The sequence below is a fragment of the Tenacibaculum sp. 1B UA genome (assembly GCF_033978845.1).
In the GTDB taxonomy this organism is placed as follows: domain Bacteria; phylum Bacteroidota; class Bacteroidia; order Flavobacteriales; family Flavobacteriaceae; genus Polaribacter.
Window position 1 is genome coordinate 1 of record NZ_JAKVUA010000031.1, and the last position, 17,496, is coordinate 17,496.

16 protein-coding genes and 1 tRNA gene are annotated in these 17,496 nt (G+C 30.5%); 11 read left to right on the plus strand and 6 right to left on the minus strand.

All coding sequences use genetic code 11. From position 1 onward, the window contains the following. The 7 genes from MK851_RS15285 to MK851_RS15315 all read left to right on the plus strand — a co-directional run. Window positions 1–2,151, plus strand: a 2,151-nt coding sequence (locus MK851_RS15285) for an Ig-like domain-containing protein (RefSeq protein WP_320244842.1), incomplete at its 5' end; no start/stop codon positions are given. Window positions 2,152–2,161: 10 nt separating this feature from the next. Further along, window positions 2,162–3,082, plus strand: coding sequence for a type IX secretion system membrane protein PorP/SprF (locus tag MK851_RS15290; protein ID WP_320244844.1), 921 nt, complete (start codon window positions 2,162–2,164; stop codon window positions 3,080–3,082). 12 nt (window positions 3,083–3,094) lie between these two features. Beyond that, complete coding sequence (locus MK851_RS15295) at window positions 3,095–5,002, plus strand: OmpA family protein (protein ID WP_320244846.1); 1,908 nt, start codon at window positions 3,095–3,097, stop codon at window positions 5,000–5,002. Between the two features lie 231 nt (window positions 5,003–5,233). Next, window positions 5,234–6,532, plus strand: coding sequence for a phage integrase SAM-like domain-containing protein (locus tag MK851_RS15300; protein WP_320244848.1), 1,299 nt, complete (start codon window positions 5,234–5,236; stop codon window positions 6,530–6,532). A gap of 1 nt (window position 6,533) precedes the next feature. Continuing rightward, the gene (locus MK851_RS15305; RefSeq protein WP_320244850.1) at window positions 6,534–7,433 is read left to right on the plus strand and encodes a hypothetical protein; all 900 of its coding nucleotides are present in this window, start codon (window positions 6,534–6,536) and stop codon (window positions 7,431–7,433) included. A 162-nt stretch (window positions 7,434–7,595) separates the two neighbouring features. Continuing rightward, on the plus strand, window positions 7,596–7,898 hold the full coding sequence (locus tag MK851_RS15310; RefSeq protein WP_320244852.1) for a helix-turn-helix domain-containing protein: 303 nt from the start codon (window positions 7,596–7,598) through the stop codon (window positions 7,896–7,898). Beyond that, on the plus strand, window positions 7,891–9,111 hold the full coding sequence (locus MK851_RS15315; RefSeq protein WP_320244854.1) for a BT4734/BF3469 family protein: 1,221 nt from the start codon (window positions 7,891–7,893) through the stop codon (window positions 9,109–9,111). Before MK851_RS15310 ends, MK851_RS15315 begins: the two co-directional genes overlap by 8 nt. Before the next feature lie 42 nt (window positions 9,112–9,153). On the opposite strand, the gene MK851_RS15320 is transcribed toward MK851_RS15315, so the two are convergent. From MK851_RS15320 to MK851_RS15345, 6 genes are all read right to left on the minus strand, one after another. Continuing rightward, window positions 9,154–9,621 (minus strand): hypothetical protein, encoded by a 468-nt coding sequence (locus MK851_RS15320; protein ID WP_320244856.1) that lies wholly within the window; start codon window positions 9,619–9,621, stop codon window positions 9,154–9,156. A gap of 20 nt (window positions 9,622–9,641) precedes the next feature. After that, entirely contained in the window at window positions 9,642–10,025 is a 384-nt protein-coding gene (locus MK851_RS15325; protein WP_320244858.1) for a lipocalin family protein, read from the minus strand. Window positions 10,026–10,328: 303 nt separating this feature from the next. Beyond that, complete coding sequence (locus MK851_RS15330; RefSeq protein WP_320244860.1) at window positions 10,329–12,287, minus strand: DUF3732 domain-containing protein; 1,959 nt, start codon at window positions 12,285–12,287, stop codon at window positions 10,329–10,331. Beyond that, the gene (locus MK851_RS15335) at window positions 12,287–12,823 is read right to left on the minus strand and encodes a three component ABC system middle component (protein ID WP_320244862.1); all 537 of its coding nucleotides are present in this window, start codon (window positions 12,821–12,823) and stop codon (window positions 12,287–12,289) included. Before MK851_RS15335 ends, MK851_RS15330 begins: the two co-directional genes overlap by 1 nt. Then, window positions 12,813–13,928: a hypothetical protein gene (locus tag MK851_RS15340; protein WP_320244864.1), complete on the minus strand. Its 1,116-nt coding sequence runs from the start codon at window positions 13,926–13,928 to the stop codon at window positions 12,813–12,815. The genes MK851_RS15335 and MK851_RS15340 overlap by 11 nt, the downstream gene beginning before the upstream one ends. Window positions 13,929–14,577: 649 nt before the next feature. Then, a tRNA-Ser gene (locus MK851_RS15345) sits at window positions 14,578–14,645 on the minus strand. A gap of 111 nt (window positions 14,646–14,756) precedes the next feature. On the opposite strand from MK851_RS15345, the gene MK851_RS15350 reads away from it, so the two are divergent. The 4 genes from MK851_RS15350 to MK851_RS15365 all read left to right on the plus strand — a co-directional run bounded on the left by MK851_RS15350 (window position 14,757) and on the right by MK851_RS15365 (window position 17,294). Beyond that, complete coding sequence (locus MK851_RS15350) at window positions 14,757–15,863, plus strand: tyrosine-type recombinase/integrase (protein WP_115900039.1); 1,107 nt, start codon at window positions 14,757–14,759, stop codon at window positions 15,861–15,863. A gap of 254 nt (window positions 15,864–16,117) precedes the next feature. Next, window positions 16,118–16,492 carry an ArsR/SmtB family transcription factor gene (locus MK851_RS15355; RefSeq protein WP_267149558.1) on the plus strand — a complete coding sequence of 125 codons (375 nt, stop codon included), beginning with the start codon at window positions 16,118–16,120 and terminating at the stop codon, window positions 16,490–16,492. Further along, window positions 16,489–17,088: a mercuric transport protein MerTP gene (gene merTP / locus MK851_RS15360; protein WP_267149559.1), complete on the plus strand. Its 600-nt coding sequence runs from the start codon at window positions 16,489–16,491 to the stop codon at window positions 17,086–17,088. Before MK851_RS15355 ends, merTP begins: the two co-directional genes overlap by 4 nt. Continuing rightward, the gene (locus MK851_RS15365; RefSeq protein ID WP_085766308.1) at window positions 17,088–17,294 is read left to right on the plus strand and encodes a GDCCVxC domain-containing (seleno)protein; all 207 of its coding nucleotides are present in this window, start codon (window positions 17,088–17,090) and stop codon (window positions 17,292–17,294) included. Before merTP ends, MK851_RS15365 begins: the two co-directional genes overlap by 1 nt. Window positions 17,295–17,496: the final 202 nt, after the last annotated feature.

A 17,496-nucleotide genomic window follows, 5' to 3' on the forward strand; every position in this document is an offset into this window, starting at 1 on the left:
TGGGAGAGTTCTACCGATAACTTTACCACCGATACCGATATCGCCAATACCACTACTACTTTAACGGCTACCAACCTTACTGCTACCACGCAATACCGTGCGGTCGTACAAAGTGGGGCCTGTGCGGAAGCTACTTCGGCTACGGCAACCATTACCGTAGGAGGGCTAGTTAACTTAACTATAAATGATATTACGGCAGACAACATTGTCAATGCCTCAGAAGCAGGAGGCACTATTCCAGTAACCGGAACCGTAGGCGGTGACTTCAATACAGGAGACACCGTAACTTTAACAATCAACGGAAACACCTATATAAGTACAGTAGGTGCTAGTGGAAACTACAGCATTGATGTCCCAGGATCAGAATTAGCAGCTGACCCAAACACCACTGTAGAAGCAAGTTTCCTGTCATATGCAACTTGCTCTGCCAACACGAATCATGTTTATAATCTAGACACGACGGCTCCAGTACCTACCATTAGTGTAGACAACATTACGGCAGACAACATTGTCAATGCCTCAGAAGCAGGAACAACCATTCCAGTAACCGGAACGGTAGGTGGTGATTTCAATACAGGAGACACGGTAACCTTAACAATCAACGGAAACACCTACACAGGTACTGTAGATGCTAGTGGAAACTACAGCATTGATGTTCCAGGTTCAGACTTAGCAGCCGACCCAGACACCACTGTAGAAGTAAGTGTTACTACGACTGATACTGCTGGAAATATCGCTTCAGCTACCGATACTCATATGTACAATGTGGACACCACAGCTCCTACCCTTTCTATCGTTATAGATGACATCACTCAAGACAATATCATTGACGCAACAGAAGCAGGAACTAATATCCCTGTGACCGGAACTGTAACTGGTGATTTTAATACGGGTGATACTGTAACCTTGGTAATCAACGGAAACACCTACACAGGAACGGTAGACGCTAGTGGAAACTACAGCATCGATGTCACAGGTTCAGACTTAGCAGCCGACCCTGACACCACTGTAGAAGCAAGTGTTACTACGACTGATACTGCTGGAAATACCGCTTCTGCTACCGATACTCATATGTACAATGTGAACACCACAGCTCCTACCCTTTCTATCGTTATAGATGACATCACTCAAGACAATATCATTGACGTAACAGAAGCAGGAACTAATATCCCTGTGACCGGAACTGTAACTGGTGATTTTAATACGGATGATACTGTAACCTTGGTAATCAACGGAAACACCTACACAGGAACGGTAAACGCTAGTGGAAACTACAGCATTGATGTCCCAGGCTCAGACTTAGCAGCAGACCCAGATACAACAGTAGACGCTAGTGTTACTACGACTGATACTGCTGGAAATACCGCTTCTGCCACTGATACTCATTTATACAGTTTACTAGACTCTGATAATGATGGAGTTCCTGATATTACCGATATTGATGATGATAATGATGGAATTTTAGATACCGATGAAGGAGATGGTAACATAGATACTGATGAAGACGGAATTCCTGATAGCCTTGATACTGATAGTGATAATGATGGAGTCCCAGATGTTGTTGAAGGAAATGATGATAATAGTGATGGAATACCTGATAGTCTTCCTTCTGGTAATGACTCAGATGGAGATGGTTTGGATGATACTTATGATACAGATAATGGAGGTACTCCTGTAGATATTCCTGATAATGATGGAGATGGTATTCCTGACTTTCAAGATATTGATGATGACAACGATGGTATTATCACTTCAGATGAAAATCCTGGTAATCCTGACCCAACAATTAACGATGCTCTTGACACCGATGATAATGGTATTCCTGACTATCTAGACCCTAATACAAAACCATGTGGTACTCCCTATAATATCATGACTCCTGGTAGTGATGGTGATAATGATATTTTCTTCATCTCTTGTATAGACAGACCCGAATATAGTAATAATACTGTTGAGATTTTTAATAGATGGGGTAACACTGTATACAAAGCTTCTGGCTATAACAATAAAGACGTTGTTTTTAACGGAACTTCTAATGGAAGAACAACAATTAATGTTGATGAGAAATTACCTTCAGGCACCTATTTCTATGTTATCGATTTAGGTGATGGATCAAAACCAAAAGTAGGCTGGTTATACATTAATAGATAAAAAAAATAATATGAAATTAAAACACTTATACACATTAATATTCTTAATACAAATATTAATAAATGTAAATGCTCAACAAGATCCTCAATATACCCAATACATGTATAACACTATGAGTGTAAACCCTGCATATGCTGGGTCTAGTGGCCACACTATAATAAATGCTCTTGCCAGAACTCAATGGGTTGGTATTGAAGGAGCTCCTGACACTCAAACGCTAAGTTTCGATACTCCTCTAGGCTTTAGCGGAGTTGGATTAGGTATCAATCTTACTAACGATAGAATAGGTCCTGCCAATGAAATTTTCCTAGACGTTAATGCTTCTTATACGGTTCGTACTAGTGATGAAGGTAATTTGGCTTTGGGGTTAAAACTTGGTGGAAGATATTTAAATGTTGACTGGAATAAAGGCCTTGTTAAAGACAGAGATGACAAGAGTTTAACTGGAAACATTAATAAATTTTTACCAACTATTGGAGCAGGTATTTATTACTATACTTCTAATTGGTATTTAGGAGCCGCTATTCCAAACTTTATTAGCACAGATCATTACGATGATTCTAATAATGGAGGTGATATTGCAAAAGAACGAATGCACTTATTTCTAATTGGTGGCTATGTATTTAACCTAAATGAAAGCATTAAGTTTAAACCCGCATTTCTAACAAAAATTGTAAGTGGAGCACCTTTATCATTAGATGTATCTGCTAACTTTCTTTTCAATGAAAAATTTACAGCAGGTATAGCTTGGAGATGGGACGATTCTATTAGTGCTTTAATAGGGCTTCAAGCTTCTAGAAATTTACATATAGGATTGGCCTATGACCTTACCACCTCTAATTATAGTAACTACAACTCTGGAACCTATGAACTAATGATAAAGTGGGAAATATTCAAAGAACCAGCAATAAAATCCCCTAGGTTCTTTTAAATGATAAATGAGATGAAAAAAGCAATACATTTTTTACTTATAATAGTATTCATACCAACTACCATTAGTGGCCAGCGAAAGTATGCTGCTAATAGGTATTTTGAAGAATTTTCTTATAAAAAATCTGCTGAATTATATCAAACTATTCACGATAAAGGAGATAACTCTTATACTGTATTAAGTAGGTTGGGAGATTCTTATTATTTCAATTTTAAATATATTCTAGCTGAGAAAAATTATCAAGAGTTAATGAAATTATATGAAAACTCTGCTAAACCCAAACATATATTTAGATATGCACAGGTCTTAAAAACTAATGGTAAAATAAAAGAATCTGACAAGTGGCTATTAAAATTAAATAAAAACGATAGTCGTGTGAAAGCGTTAGAAGAAAATGCTAATTATTTTGTTGAATACTCTAATCGAGAAAAGACCTATATAAACATCCATAACCTATCTAGCAACACTTCTTATTCAGACTTTGGTGGGTACATTTATGATAATCATTTATACTTTTCTTCTACCCAACCCAAAACAGAAAAAGACAAAAAACTCTATCGATGGAATAAGCAACCATATTTAAACATTTATAAAGCAAAACAAAGTAACGATTCAATTTTAGATGTAGGTAAACCTGTCATTCTTGAAGGGTTGAGCTCTAAATATCACGAATCAAACATTGTTATTTCTAAAGATGGAAAAACAGCTTATTTCACCAGAGATAACTTTGACGGTAAGCGATTAATAGGGGATGAAAATAATATTTCTCATCTTAAAATTTATAAAGCTTCTAAAAAAGGAAACTTTTGGGGAGATATAAAAAAACTGCCTTTTAATAGTAATAGTTTTTCTTGCGGACACCCTGCTCTTAGCCCTGACGAAAAAACACTTTATTTTGTTTCTGATATGCCAAATGGCTACGGAGATACCGATATTTATAAAATAGCAATTTTAGAAAACAACACCTATGGAAAACCAGAAAACCTGGGTAAGACTATTAATACAGAAAGCAAAGAAATGTTTCCTTTTATAGGGAATGATAATGTTTTGTATTTTTCTTCTGATGGGCATATTGGCTTAGGAGGTTTAGATATTTTTGAGGCAAAAATCACGAGTAACTCTTATACAAAACCAGTAAATTTAGGAAGCCCTGTAAATAGTTCTTTTGATGATTTTGCTTTTATTATTAACGACAAACATACTCAAGGTTACTTTTCTTCTAACAGGAAAGAAGGTAAGGGAGATGATGATATTTATAGTTTTAGAATATACGATTGTAAAGAAAATATTAAAGGGGTTATATCTGACTCAAAAACAGGCAATCCTATTCCCAATGCTACCGTTCAGCTTATAAACAAACAAGGAGAGCCTATTTTTACTAAAACAACCAATAAAGATGGTAGTTATTTATTTGAAAAAATAGATTGCGAAAAGAGCTTTGTAGTCATCGCTTCAAAAAAAGATTATCGAAACTCTCAAAAAAACACAAAAACACTTGACATTAACAAAAGGTTAATTACTGAGAACATCCAACTTGAATCTTTAATAGTAGATGATCAAATCATTATAAATCCTATTTACTTTGATTTTGACCTATATAATATTCGTGAAGACGCCGAATACGAGTTAGAGTATATCATTTCTGTTTTGAAAGACAATCCTAATATTAACATAAGAATCGAATCTCATACCGACAGCAGAGGCTCAAAAGCACATAACAAACTACTTTCTAATAAAAGAGCTAAATCTACTAAAGACTACATTCTATCAAGAGGTATTTCATCAAAAAGGATTAAAAGTGCTATTGGTTACGGAGAAGAACAGTTATTAAACAACTGTAATGATCTAAATCAAAATAAGTGTACCGAACAAGAACATCAACAAAATAGAAGATCTTATTTTTATATAGAAAAAAAGTAATCTACACTAATAAAAAAACAAAAGGCTTTCAATTAAATTGAAAGCCTTTGCTTAGTAGCGGGAACTGGACTACGTTTTATTTTTTCATAAAATTTCAACTACTTTCAAAAACATCAAAAAACTCAGTAAAATCAAAGGATATAGAAATTATTTATTTCTAGACGCTCTATGAAATTTAAATAAACCCCTCTTTTTTCGGGAATATTTCGGGAAAATAAATATATTTGCTTCATGGCATCAATAAAATTTATAGTTAAAGGTAGAAAGATTCCCTCGCACTTTTATGTTAGGTTTTATCATAGCAAAGAGTTTGATTTAACTCTAAAAACAGGTCTATTAATCAACCCTAACCATTGGAACAATAAACTACAAAGGTTCAAAACTTTAGCTGAAAACATACCAAACAAAGAAGAAATAATAAAACACTTTGAAGAACTAAAAAATCAAATACTTTCTGAACACAACAGAAGTTATACTCAGGGAGAAACGATTGATAAACATTGGTTACAAAACGTTATAAATAGATTTAATAAGCGTCCGAAAAATGGAAACGATTTTGAAATATACTTTGTTCCTTTTATAAAAAACTGGATAGAAGAGTCAAAATCTAGAGTCAACATTAGTTCTGGTAAAATTATCAATGATAAAACAATAAAAAAATACAACACAACATTAAAAAGACTTCAAGAGTTTGAAGAAAAACATAAAACTAAACTTAAACACTCTGATATAGGTTTAGATTTTCACGGTAAGTTTATCTCCTTTCTTGTAAAGAAAGAATACGGTAACAGCACTATAGAAAAATATATAAGTCAGATAAAGACCTTTTGTAGAGAAGCTGAAGTAAGAAGTTATAATATAAACCCTGAATTCAAAAGCAGACGCTTTACTTATAGAAGAAGTAAACCTCTAGACCCTTATTTAAGCACTGAGGAAATACAACTTATTTATGATTTGGAGATTTCAGACCCTGAAAGAGATAAATTCAGAGACTTATTCATTATTGGTTTATGGACTGGTCTAAGAATTAGTGACTTTAGAGAATTAGACAGATTACAAATCCAACAAGATACAATACTTATTAGCAGCACTAAAAAGACTTCTGCACCAGCAAGAATTCCAATTCACCCACAAGTAAGAAAAATATTAGACAAAAGAAAAGGGGAGCTACCTAAATTTGCCTTAACTCCAACTGCATTAGAAGTAAAATTCAACAAAGTAATTAAAGAAATATGCTTTGATGCAGGAATAAGAGAAAAAATAATAGGAGACAAAAGAGACAAAGATAAGAATAGAAATATTAGGGGTATTTACCCAAAGAATGAACTTGTCAGTAGTCATATTTGTAGAAGGTCATTTGTTACCAATCATTATGGAAAAATACCAAATCAAGCAATAATGGCTATCACTACTCATACGTCAGAAAAACAATTATTAGATTACGTAAAAATATCTAGACAAGAATATATCGAAATTGTTAAAGAACACTGGAAGCAAGAAGAAAGCAAGAACCTTAAAATAGTATCATAAATTGAGCATTGAAAACATAAAAAAGAGTTATTTAATAAGCTCTATCGAGGATATAAACAAAGTTTTTCTTATTGAACTAAAAGATAAAGAACATAATTTTGGTGTGCCTATTCTACCCTTAACTGAAGAAACTATTTTTAAATGCTGGAAATACAAATATATAGAGGGATATATAAATGGAGAACCTGAAGTTTTCTCTCAATATAGCTATCCAAAAAATAAAAAAATAATTAGCAAAGAGTTTGATTTTGACAAGCTTGAAAAAAACCTCAATTTAACAGACTTAAAAAAAGATATAAAAACAGTTATTGAAGAAATGGACGAATACTATTTAACAAATATTCAAGAAGCTGCTTTAAATTCTAAAACTGAATTTCAACTTAAAGAATTGCTCAATCATGAACATAATCAAATTAAGAATGCAATCACTCAGGTAAAAAAATTAAAACTTAATAAAATCCAGCAAGTTGTGGCTGACATTTATTTAGAAAGTTTTACATCTTGTTTAATATCTTTTGAAGATAAGTATTCAGACTATATTAAAATATCTAAGAAAGAAAATGAAGGAAACCCTCTATATAAGAACCTTAGCAAACATATTTTCGATGATAATATAAACGAGTTAAAAGAACTTGAACAAAAACTAATTGACAACAAGTATTTAATATTGAATCCAGATTCAACTTTTTCTTGGATTGGAAAGAAAACAGAATTAGTTGATTTTGTAAGAGTTTTAAGAAATCGAAAACACCCAGTAATGCGAAAAACCATTGACATAACAAGAGGTTTTCTGTTTTTTGAAGAAAGATATCATACAGATTTGGATACTTTGAGAAGAGAAAGTAAATATAAAGCTAGACCTTTAAGCTCAATATTTAAATATGATTTTTTATTTGAATAACCCTTTATTCCCCTTTTCATAAAAAAAGTTCCCCTTTTATTCCCCTTTATTTTTTTCTTTCCCAGCTTTTACAACAGCCTAAAAACAAAGAGATTCCCCTTATTTCCTCTCCCTAAAAAGCCTACTTAAATTGCGCTCATATTAACAAATAAACTATAAAATATGAGTGATATAATTTTTACAGGAATTAGTTCTGAGGAACTGATTAAACAAATTGTCGAAAAAACCAAAGAAGAAGTAGTTAAGCTTTTAGTAATTCAAAAACCTAAAGAACAAAATTGTAATGAAGAAGAATATTTAACACAGAAAGAAGCTTGTGAATTTTTAAAATGCTCTTCAACAACGCTGTGGAGGTTAGTTAAGCAAAATAAGCTTTCTCCTGTTAAATCGGGTCGAAAAAACCTATACCTAAAAAGTCAATTAACAAACTATTTAAGAAAGGAAGGAGGTATTTTAAATGCCTAGTTTATTTAAAAACATCAAGTCACCTACTCCTATTGAACAAATAGATATTTATGAATTTATTGATAGAATAAAATCTCCCGATAGCTATACCAAGAGTAAAATATTAAAAGCCCGTGAGCTAAAAGTTCATGACAGAGAGGAAGAATATAATAAAGTTAAAGCTAGTTTACCTTGTTACACTCTTAATTTTTCTTTTACAAATAGAAAATCAAACAAAAATATTGATAAAGCAACAGGGGTTATATATATCGACGTTGATAATGAAACTAACATTGATTTATCAAATCCTTTAATATTTGCTATCTGGCATTCACTATCTGGAAAAGGAAGAGGTGTTTTAGTAAAGGTTAATGGTTTATCTATAAGCAATTTTAAAGACACCTATAAAGATATATCAAAAAAACTAGGTATTAAAAGTGATATAAGAGCTAGTAAAGCTACTCAATATACAGTATTAAGCTACGACCCTAACATATATGTTAACAACAACTCTACTACATGGGAAGTTGAGAAAGAATTTAAAAACACCCCCAATACAGTAACATACTTAAAAAAAGAAAAGAAGGTTACTACTGAAATGGGGGGAAAATATGAAGTTAAATATGATAATCTTGAAGAAATTGATTTTAACGGAGAAGACTATATTGTATTTCCTGATGAAAAAGGAATGACTGCTAAAGCGTGGATTCCTCCAATTATTAAAATAGGAGAAAGAAATGAAGTCCTATCAACATTAACATATCAGCTAAGAGCTTTAAATGTTGAAATGGAATTTGAAAGTTTTAGGCAATTTATACACAATATCAACCTTAGTAGATGCGAAGAACCATTACCAGACTATGAAGTTGACAAAATAGTATGGAAAATTGAAAAAACTGATATTCTACAACCTCTTTTAAACACTCCTAGAAGGGTTGTTTTTAATCCTAAGAGTAATTTAACACCAAAAGAAAAAAGAGCTATTACAAACAAGATTACAGGCGCAAACAGAACGAAAAAAACAATAGAAAAACTAAAAGAGCTTGTTGAAAATTGGGATTATAAATTTTTAGGAAAAATCACTCAAAAAAAATTAACAAAGGAAACTGGAATGAATAAAAAGACCATCGAAAAACACTATAAACACGTTAAAGAAAAAGCTATGGAAATTAACATCTTAATCTCAAAAAACAAAGCTTTATTTCTAATTCCTTTCCTACTGAATATTTTATAAAACAGACTAACAAGAAGTTAGTCTGTTCTCTAATTAATTATCTCAACTAAAAAAAGATTTGCTTTTTGCAATAGCTTTTTCTTTATATTCTAAGTAATTATTAGTCTCCTCAATTATTAATCTATGTTTATAATAAAACTTAATAAAGTCCCTATAATAAGAGTGGTAACTATCCGATGTAAATAACCTTCCCCCTATTCGAGCAAACAACCATACTATTGCAATAAATATCCCTGCTAAATAAAACTCTGTTATGTCTCTCGGCAATATAAAAAATGAGTCAATTAAACTTAAAATTAACAACCCTACACACCAAGCCAAAAAAAACTTTATCAACCCCCTAAAACTATAATCTCTTTTTAATAACTCTTTTAATTCATTTTTATTTATCTCTTTTTCTCTTTGAGTAAAACGATTATAATTATCTCTTAAAAAGAGATATTCTGATTCTGTTAAAACTTCTTTCTTATTTCTTAAAAACTCTTTTTTAGTATAATAAATACGAGGCATATTACATTAATTAAGCATTATCATCTTACCCAAACTTCATAATCTTCTTTTCCATTTTCTCTTACAATGAGTGTATTTTCACCAGAAAAACTAATTGTTACTTGTTTACTAACTAATGTGTATTCTCCATTATTTAATTTAGACCATGTCCCTGTTAAAGTATCATCTAAAACACAATTAGAGTTATTTAAAGCAAAGTACTTACCCTCAAAGCTTTTATCTTCATTAAAAGTTACCGTGCCATTTCTTTCACAATCGCTCAAAACATCTATTCCATTCTCTATACTTTGAGAAAAACTCCAAGTCCCAACAATAGAATAAACTTCTTCCTCAGACGAGCTAGAGCAATTAATAAACATACTGGTAAATAATACCACTAAAGCAAAATGAAATATTTTTTTCATAATAATAGATTTTATAATCTATTAAACCCCAAAATAGATATTGTTATAGCTAAATAAAGAAGCGTGAGGTTTCAAACCTTGTAGTAAAGAGGTTCGCCAAAACCCACAGCAAACAAGTACTAACTCACGCCCAAAAGGACGAGAGCATCAAATCTTGTTATACTTGCTGTATTAAAATTGGCGATTTCTTTACAGTACAACAGCTTAACGCTTTCCTAAATATTTTTTATCATCTGTTAATGACTCCACAAATATAAAGATTGTTTTTTCTTAAATAAGTCAATTTACTTTTATGTTTAATTATTATATCAAGGCTTTCTCATTTGAATCACCCCACCATCTTTTAACTACAAAACTTTCATAATGATAACCTTTCTTTAAATTGAGATTATCAGCGTGGTCAGTTATTATAACTTGGGGTGAATAACCTGACTCTTCTTTTATTTCTTTCAATTTATCTAGTATTACATTATAAATATTCTCTACTTTTTCAAACTCTTTATTTTTCTTTTTTTCATCTTTTTTTTCTGGTTCATTTGGAAAATATATTTGACTTGGCTGGTCAAAAAACAACACACTTGGTATTTTTGATTTTCCCTCAACTGAAGAGAGTTTTAAGAAGCTTAGAAAGACTCCTATATGAGTTGCTAACCAATTCGAACCACTTCCCAATTCACTCAATCTTATTCTTGTCTTATTCTTATTATCAAAAATAGAAAATGTAAAATCTCGTATATCAAATTGAGGATTAACTGGTAAAAACCTTTTTTCAAAGTCTAGGTTTGAGCAAACATCCCCAATACTATCATTTAACATCTTTTGAGCATTATTTAATTTACTCTCTATATCAAAAACACCTAAACTAACCGTTAAATCTTTTAAACCTTTTTTAACCTCGTTAAGTTCTTCTTTATAACTAGTCAACAGTGATGAATTAGCTATATTATCAATAATTAAATCTAACTTAGCCTTAGCATAGATTGCTCTTTCTCCTGTAGATTTAAAGCCTTCAATGTCCTTAAACTGCCTTTCCAAATACTTCACTTGTGAGTTAACTTTTCTCAACTCAGTATCGTATCTATCTTTCTCTATATTTAATTTTTGAAGTTCAGAACTATAATCTTCTTTAAAGTCTTTTGTCTTCTTTAATTCTTCCTGCAAATCCTGCCTTGCTTCGTTTAGTTTTTTTAATTCTTCAATAATAACTTCGCTACTATCCTGTCCACATACAGGGCAATTGTTTTTAGTATTGTTTCTTATATTCTTTCCTTTATCAGCTTTATCACTTAATTCAAGCAAGCTAACTTGGTAATTAGCAGTATAACTATCATATAGTTCAATGTTAGCTATTCTCTTTTGAATTAAATCCCGTTTAGATTTTATCCTATCTCTATATTCCTTTCGTTCAATATATCTACTTGATAAAGTTTCACTAACAAAAGTTTTTTCATTATAATCAGGTAATTGATTTCTTAATATTAGCAATTCTTCAACAGAGTAAGCTTCAGTAAATCTCTTTCCAATAATTGAGTAATAATTTTTAAAATGAGCATTTAACTCTTTAGTTTGTTTCTCAATCTGTTTCTCTTCTCTTTCAATTAATTTTAAAAGCCTATTTTGTTTAACTAATAATAGTTCTCTCTCTCTAACATAAGAATAATATTTATCATCTACCCATCCTAAAAAAACTGGCAATTGACTAATAGTATCTTTTTTTCTAATTGGGTCATCAAACCTACTAAACAAAGCATGTTTACTAGCTATTAAATTCTGATACTGGAACATAAAAGATGTTAAATTCCTAATACTAGCAGTATGCCCTTCTTTCTTAGTATTTAAAGTCTCATTTGTGTTTTTTACAGTGATTCCAAAAAACTGTCCTATTTGTTTTTTTACAGAAGTTAATTTTTGAGGTGATGAATTATTAAAATAAGATATTTCTATATTTCGAATCTTTGAATAATCACTTGTAACACTACAGTACATATTAACATCCCCGCCAGAACTAAAACGCCTCCTCCCTATGACCATATATTCACCTTGCTTTTCCAAAACAATAGAGTATAAATCAGTCCAATCATTTATTTTTCCTCTAGGAATAGAAGAAAATTTACTACAAAAGCAATAGTCTACTATTTCAATTAGCGCGCTTTTACCTGTTTGAGAAGCTCCTGTTATAACATTCAACCCTTGCTTTAATGGCACTATTCGCTTTTCATTTCCCTCTCCAAATAGGAGTATTTCCTTAATATAACAATTCATTATATTTTACTTATTTGACATTTTCTATATAAATTAGATGTTGACTCTTTTCCAAAAACAATACCTAGATTTCTCATACACTTAAAATAATCAAAAAGGAAATTTTCTTTTTCTTTAGCTTTTGAGTAATCATAAACCTTCAAAGGGACGATATGAGCATTTTTAAGACTGAAATAACCCTCCTTAAAAGCTAATATTAAAACCCTATTCATTAACTCTTTATATCCATGATACTTTTCTTCAATAACAACTAACGATGTTTTATTCATTAACGAGTCATTGTATGTTTCAAACATCTTATTCTTTTTATTTTTGGATTTACTAGCTGGAGTATAAAACAAAGAGTCAAAAGAGCTAGAAGAATTCGCTGTAATTAGTATGCTATCTCTAATACTTTTTGTTAGAATAAATGGTAGTATTAAATACATAATATTAATATCTATTTTTTCTTTTCCATATCCTTCAAAAAAATATGGTAACGCACTGCTTAACCAAAAAGGATTTTCTGTAATATCTTTAATACTTTTAACTTTCATCTAACAACCATTTAAACAATCCCTCATCAACAATAGAGTGAATATTTCCTCTTTGAAAAAAATGCTCATTCTCAATAAGCTCTAAGTCAATCAATTCCATTTTATACAAACAATTGAGAAAGTTTTTTTGCGATTTTTTTATTCTATTTCCAGATTCGAGATTAGCTATTTTTTTATTTCCGTTCAGATACCTGAAAAGCTTACTTTTCCTGTATTCCTCTATATCGTCGTTATATAAGCTATTTTCATCTAATAAATCTATTATAGAATCATGTGTTCTACAATAATCTCCAATTGCCCCTTCTATTTCATCGCTATCCATTTCTATCTTTTTCATTTCATTAACAAATAATGTTTCTTCATAATCCTCTATGGATATTTTTTCATATTGCTTCAATAATTGTGGTATTTTTTTCTTTGAACCAGATGCTAAACGCATTAAAACCCTATGCAGTTCAGACACACTAATTTGCCACTTATTTCTTCCCTCTAAACCTTTACGAAATATAAAATCCACTACTCCAGCAATCATTGTTCTTGTTGTAGCTTTAGTGTGTAATTTAAAAACTTCAAGTTTTTCTAATTCTTCATATTTCTTTTTTGAAGACACCCTCGATAAACATATATGAAATTTATCTAAAATACCTAATAAGTCAGACTTCGTATAATCTTCAGTAAATTTTAAAACCTTACCAAATAACTCTAACTTTTCTTTTGATGCGTTTACTCTTTGTTTTATTCTTTCGGAAGCATTAATTAATTCAGTTAGCTTATCTTCCTTTTTTAGATTATTCCATTTTTGAATTGAATTATCAGTAATAATAGGTGAAGTAGTTAACAACAATAATTTATCAAATTGATTAAACACATGAAAATCAACAACCCAATTTTTTAAAGTATTCCATACTTGATAAGATCCCAAAGTAATTGAGTCCTGAAGGTCTTTAACCTCTATTGAAGTAGTAAGTGTAGATATATCTCCATAATTCTCAATATGTACGATATCATCCTCATTTGCTTTTAAACACACTTCAACTGCTTCCGCATAGTGCCTTAAATCTCCTTTTTTTTGCTTGAAAGCATCGCTGGTAATCTTTCCACTCATAGCATAATAAAAAATGAAAATAACAAAAAATACCTCATCATCAAAACATTATACTATTTTTCAAAACTCTCATTATTGTATTACTTATTAAAAACATTAATCAATTTAACTAAAGCTCTTTACCTTTTCAAGAAGCAGGTGTAAGTTTAAAATAAAGATTAGGAATAAAATTACGGAAAACCTGAATTAAGATAAGGCTTCCCATTATAATACAAGACTTACATAAAATAAACTAGAAAAACAGGTCAACAACATACCCTATAATAGAATACCCCCGTCACTTAAAAAAGAAAAATTGATTATATTTAGGCGGGTAGGGCTATCTAAATCAAACCTTCAGATATTTTTTTCGCAATTATTCTTTCTCTTCGGCTGTAAACAATACGTATAGTACAATATTTATACTACATAGTTTTACTCAATAAAATATATTTAATTCAACAAAACTTATAAGCTGAAACACTAGAACAGTAAAGAGAAAGCAATTTATTTATAATCTTGTCACAAAAATTTAAAACTCTTTATGAAACTTTATGAAAAACAACTCATTTCACACCATTGAAAACATTGCTAAATCAAATAATCGGGAGAGTTTCGGGAAGAAAAAAAGCTAACAATCTATTTTAAAGATTATTAGCTTTTAAATTAGTAGCGGGAACTGGACTCGAACCAGTGACCTTCGGGTTATGAGTTCGAAGGAATGCCAATTTTCTCGCTTTTTTATAATTAAAACTTACAAAATCGTTTACGATATTGTTTACTATTATAATCCCAAATGTATAAAAAAAAGTCTATTTTTATTATAGCTTTTGAATAAAAAAATACTCTATGAAAAAAATAACATTATCTTTTTTTATACACCATAAAATCAATCAAATTAAAATTGAGTTTGATTATGACTTTACTGTTAAGCAGTACATCAAAAAACACCCTTTAGTTAAATGGAGTAAAACACATAAAACATTTTACTTGCCTTTTTCTAAACAAAATGCAAATAGTTTTTGTAGTTACCTAAATAAAAACAATTATAAAGTTGATTACAGTCAACTAGTAAATAAATCAAGAAAACGTAAACAATTACCCCCTTTAGAACGAAAATTTTATTCTTCAATTGGTGCTTTTAAAAAGTGGTTAATTCAAATGAGGTATAGCCCAAACACTATCAAAACCTATATCTCAATGATTGAACTTTTTTTTAGATTCAATCATCAAGGGAATATTCAAAATATAACCAAAAAAGATATTGAAACTTTTAATAATGAATATATAATCAAGAATAACTTTTCTTCAACTTTTCAAAATCAATTAATTAATGCAATTAAATTATTTTATAAATATAACACAAATAACAAACTAAACTTAAATAATTTAGACAGACCTAGAAAAAGCAAAAAATTACCTGAAGTATTAAGTTTAGATGAAGTAAAATTATTATTGACTTCTATAAAAAATGTAAAACATAAAACCTTACTGAGCTTAATCTATTCTTGTGGATTAAGAATAGGAGAAGCTATAAATTTAAAAACTAACTCGATTGACTTAAATAGGCGTTTATTACATATAAAATCTGGAAAAGGTAAAAAAGACAGGGTTGTTCCTGTTTCCCCTATTATGATTGAGTTAATTAGAAAATACATAAAACAGTACAACCCCTCTATTTTTCTTTTTGAAGGACAAACAAAACCAAAATACAGTTCTATAAGTGCTAGACAAGTTCTAAAAAGAGCTATAAATACCTGTAAGATTAATAAAAACATAACACTTCATACCCTACGCCACAGTTACGCTACTCATTTACTAGAAAATGGAACAGATATTAGATTTATTCAAGAATTATTAGGGCATAATAATCCTAAAACGACCATGATTTATACTCATATTAGTACAACTAGTTTAGAAAAAATTAAAAATCCTTTTGATGATTTTAATATTTAACCTATTTTTAGTTTAAATAAAGATGTACATATACATCGCTTACAGTATAAATTAAGTTGTATAACAATGTATTTTACATCTATATAAACAAGTTACCCACAAGCTGAAAACCAGCCGCACATTTTAGCACTTTCGGTTTTTTCCGACACACAAATCCAACACTATAAAAACCAAAAGAGCTAAAATTTTCCCAACGCTTGAGAATTATGTATTTAAGTATTTGCTTAAATAAGAAATAATCGTAACTTTGTTTTATGGAAAATAATTCTTGCATAAGACAACAAGCCGATATTGAACAAATAAACCGTTGTAAAGACACAGTTTCGGCATTAAACGAATCGTTCGACTATTTGGCAAATGGACTTTCATTAGTCGGAAATAGCGTTCGACTGAAAATACTTTACCTACTCTTTGAGGAAAAAAGACTTTGCGTTTGTGATTTGAGCGATATTCTTGGAATGAACATTTCTGCTATTTCCCAACACTTAAGGAAAATGAAAGACCGAAATCTATTAGAAACCGATAGAGAAGCTCAAACGATTTTTTACTCACTCACGGCTGAATACGAAAAATTACTAAATCCATTCTTTGAGATACTTGATAAAAACAAAATTTTAGAAACGATATGAAAAGTGAAAACAAATTAATTGGTGCAGGTTTGTTAACTGCAATTACAGCTTCATTATGCTGTATTACACCTGTTTTGGCTCTAATCGCAGGAACAAGCGGAATTGCTTCAACATTTTCTTGGATTGAACCTTTTAGACCTTATCTAATCGGACTGACAATTTTAGTTCTTGGTTTTGCTTGGTATCAAAAACTAAAACCTCGAAAAGAAATTGACTGCAAATGTGAGACAGACGAAAAACCAAAATTTATTCAATCAAAAAAGTTTTTAGGAATTGTAACCGTATTTGCAATAGTAATGTTGGCTTTCCCATATTATTCAGGAATTTTTTACCCAAACACAGAAAAGCAAATAATCGTAGTTGACAAATCGGACATTAAAACAACTGAATTTAAAATCAGCGGAATGACCTGTGCAAGTTGCGAAGAACACGTTAACCACGAAGTAAATAAACTCAACGGAATTATAAACTCAAAAGCGTCCTACGAAAATGGAAATGCAATCATTGAATTTGACAAAACTAAAACCAACGAAACGGAAATCGAAAAAGCAATTAACTCAACAGGTTATAAAGTAACCGACAAAAAAGAAAATTAATGGAAACTATATTAAAATCTGAAATAACTTGTCCAAACTGCGGACATAAAAAAGTGGAAGATATGCCAACAAACGCTTGTCAATTTTTCTACGAATGCGAAAATTGTAAAAAAGTTTTAAAGCCAAAAGAAGGAGATTGTTGTGTTTATTGTTCTTATGGTACAGTAGCTTGTCCACCAATTCAAGAAAATAAAAGTTGTTGTTAAAAAGCCAACGCTAAAAGCCATACACATTTGCAATTCGCTTCAGCCGACACACAAGCCAAAAATTGCAAAAGAGTATGTCTTTGCCAACGCTGAAAACCAAGCTGAACGGAATAAAGCCAGTGGGTAACAAAGTACTGTGGTAAAAAACAAGTAAAAACTCATTAACTTTTCACTAAAATACTTCTATAATTATTATCATAGG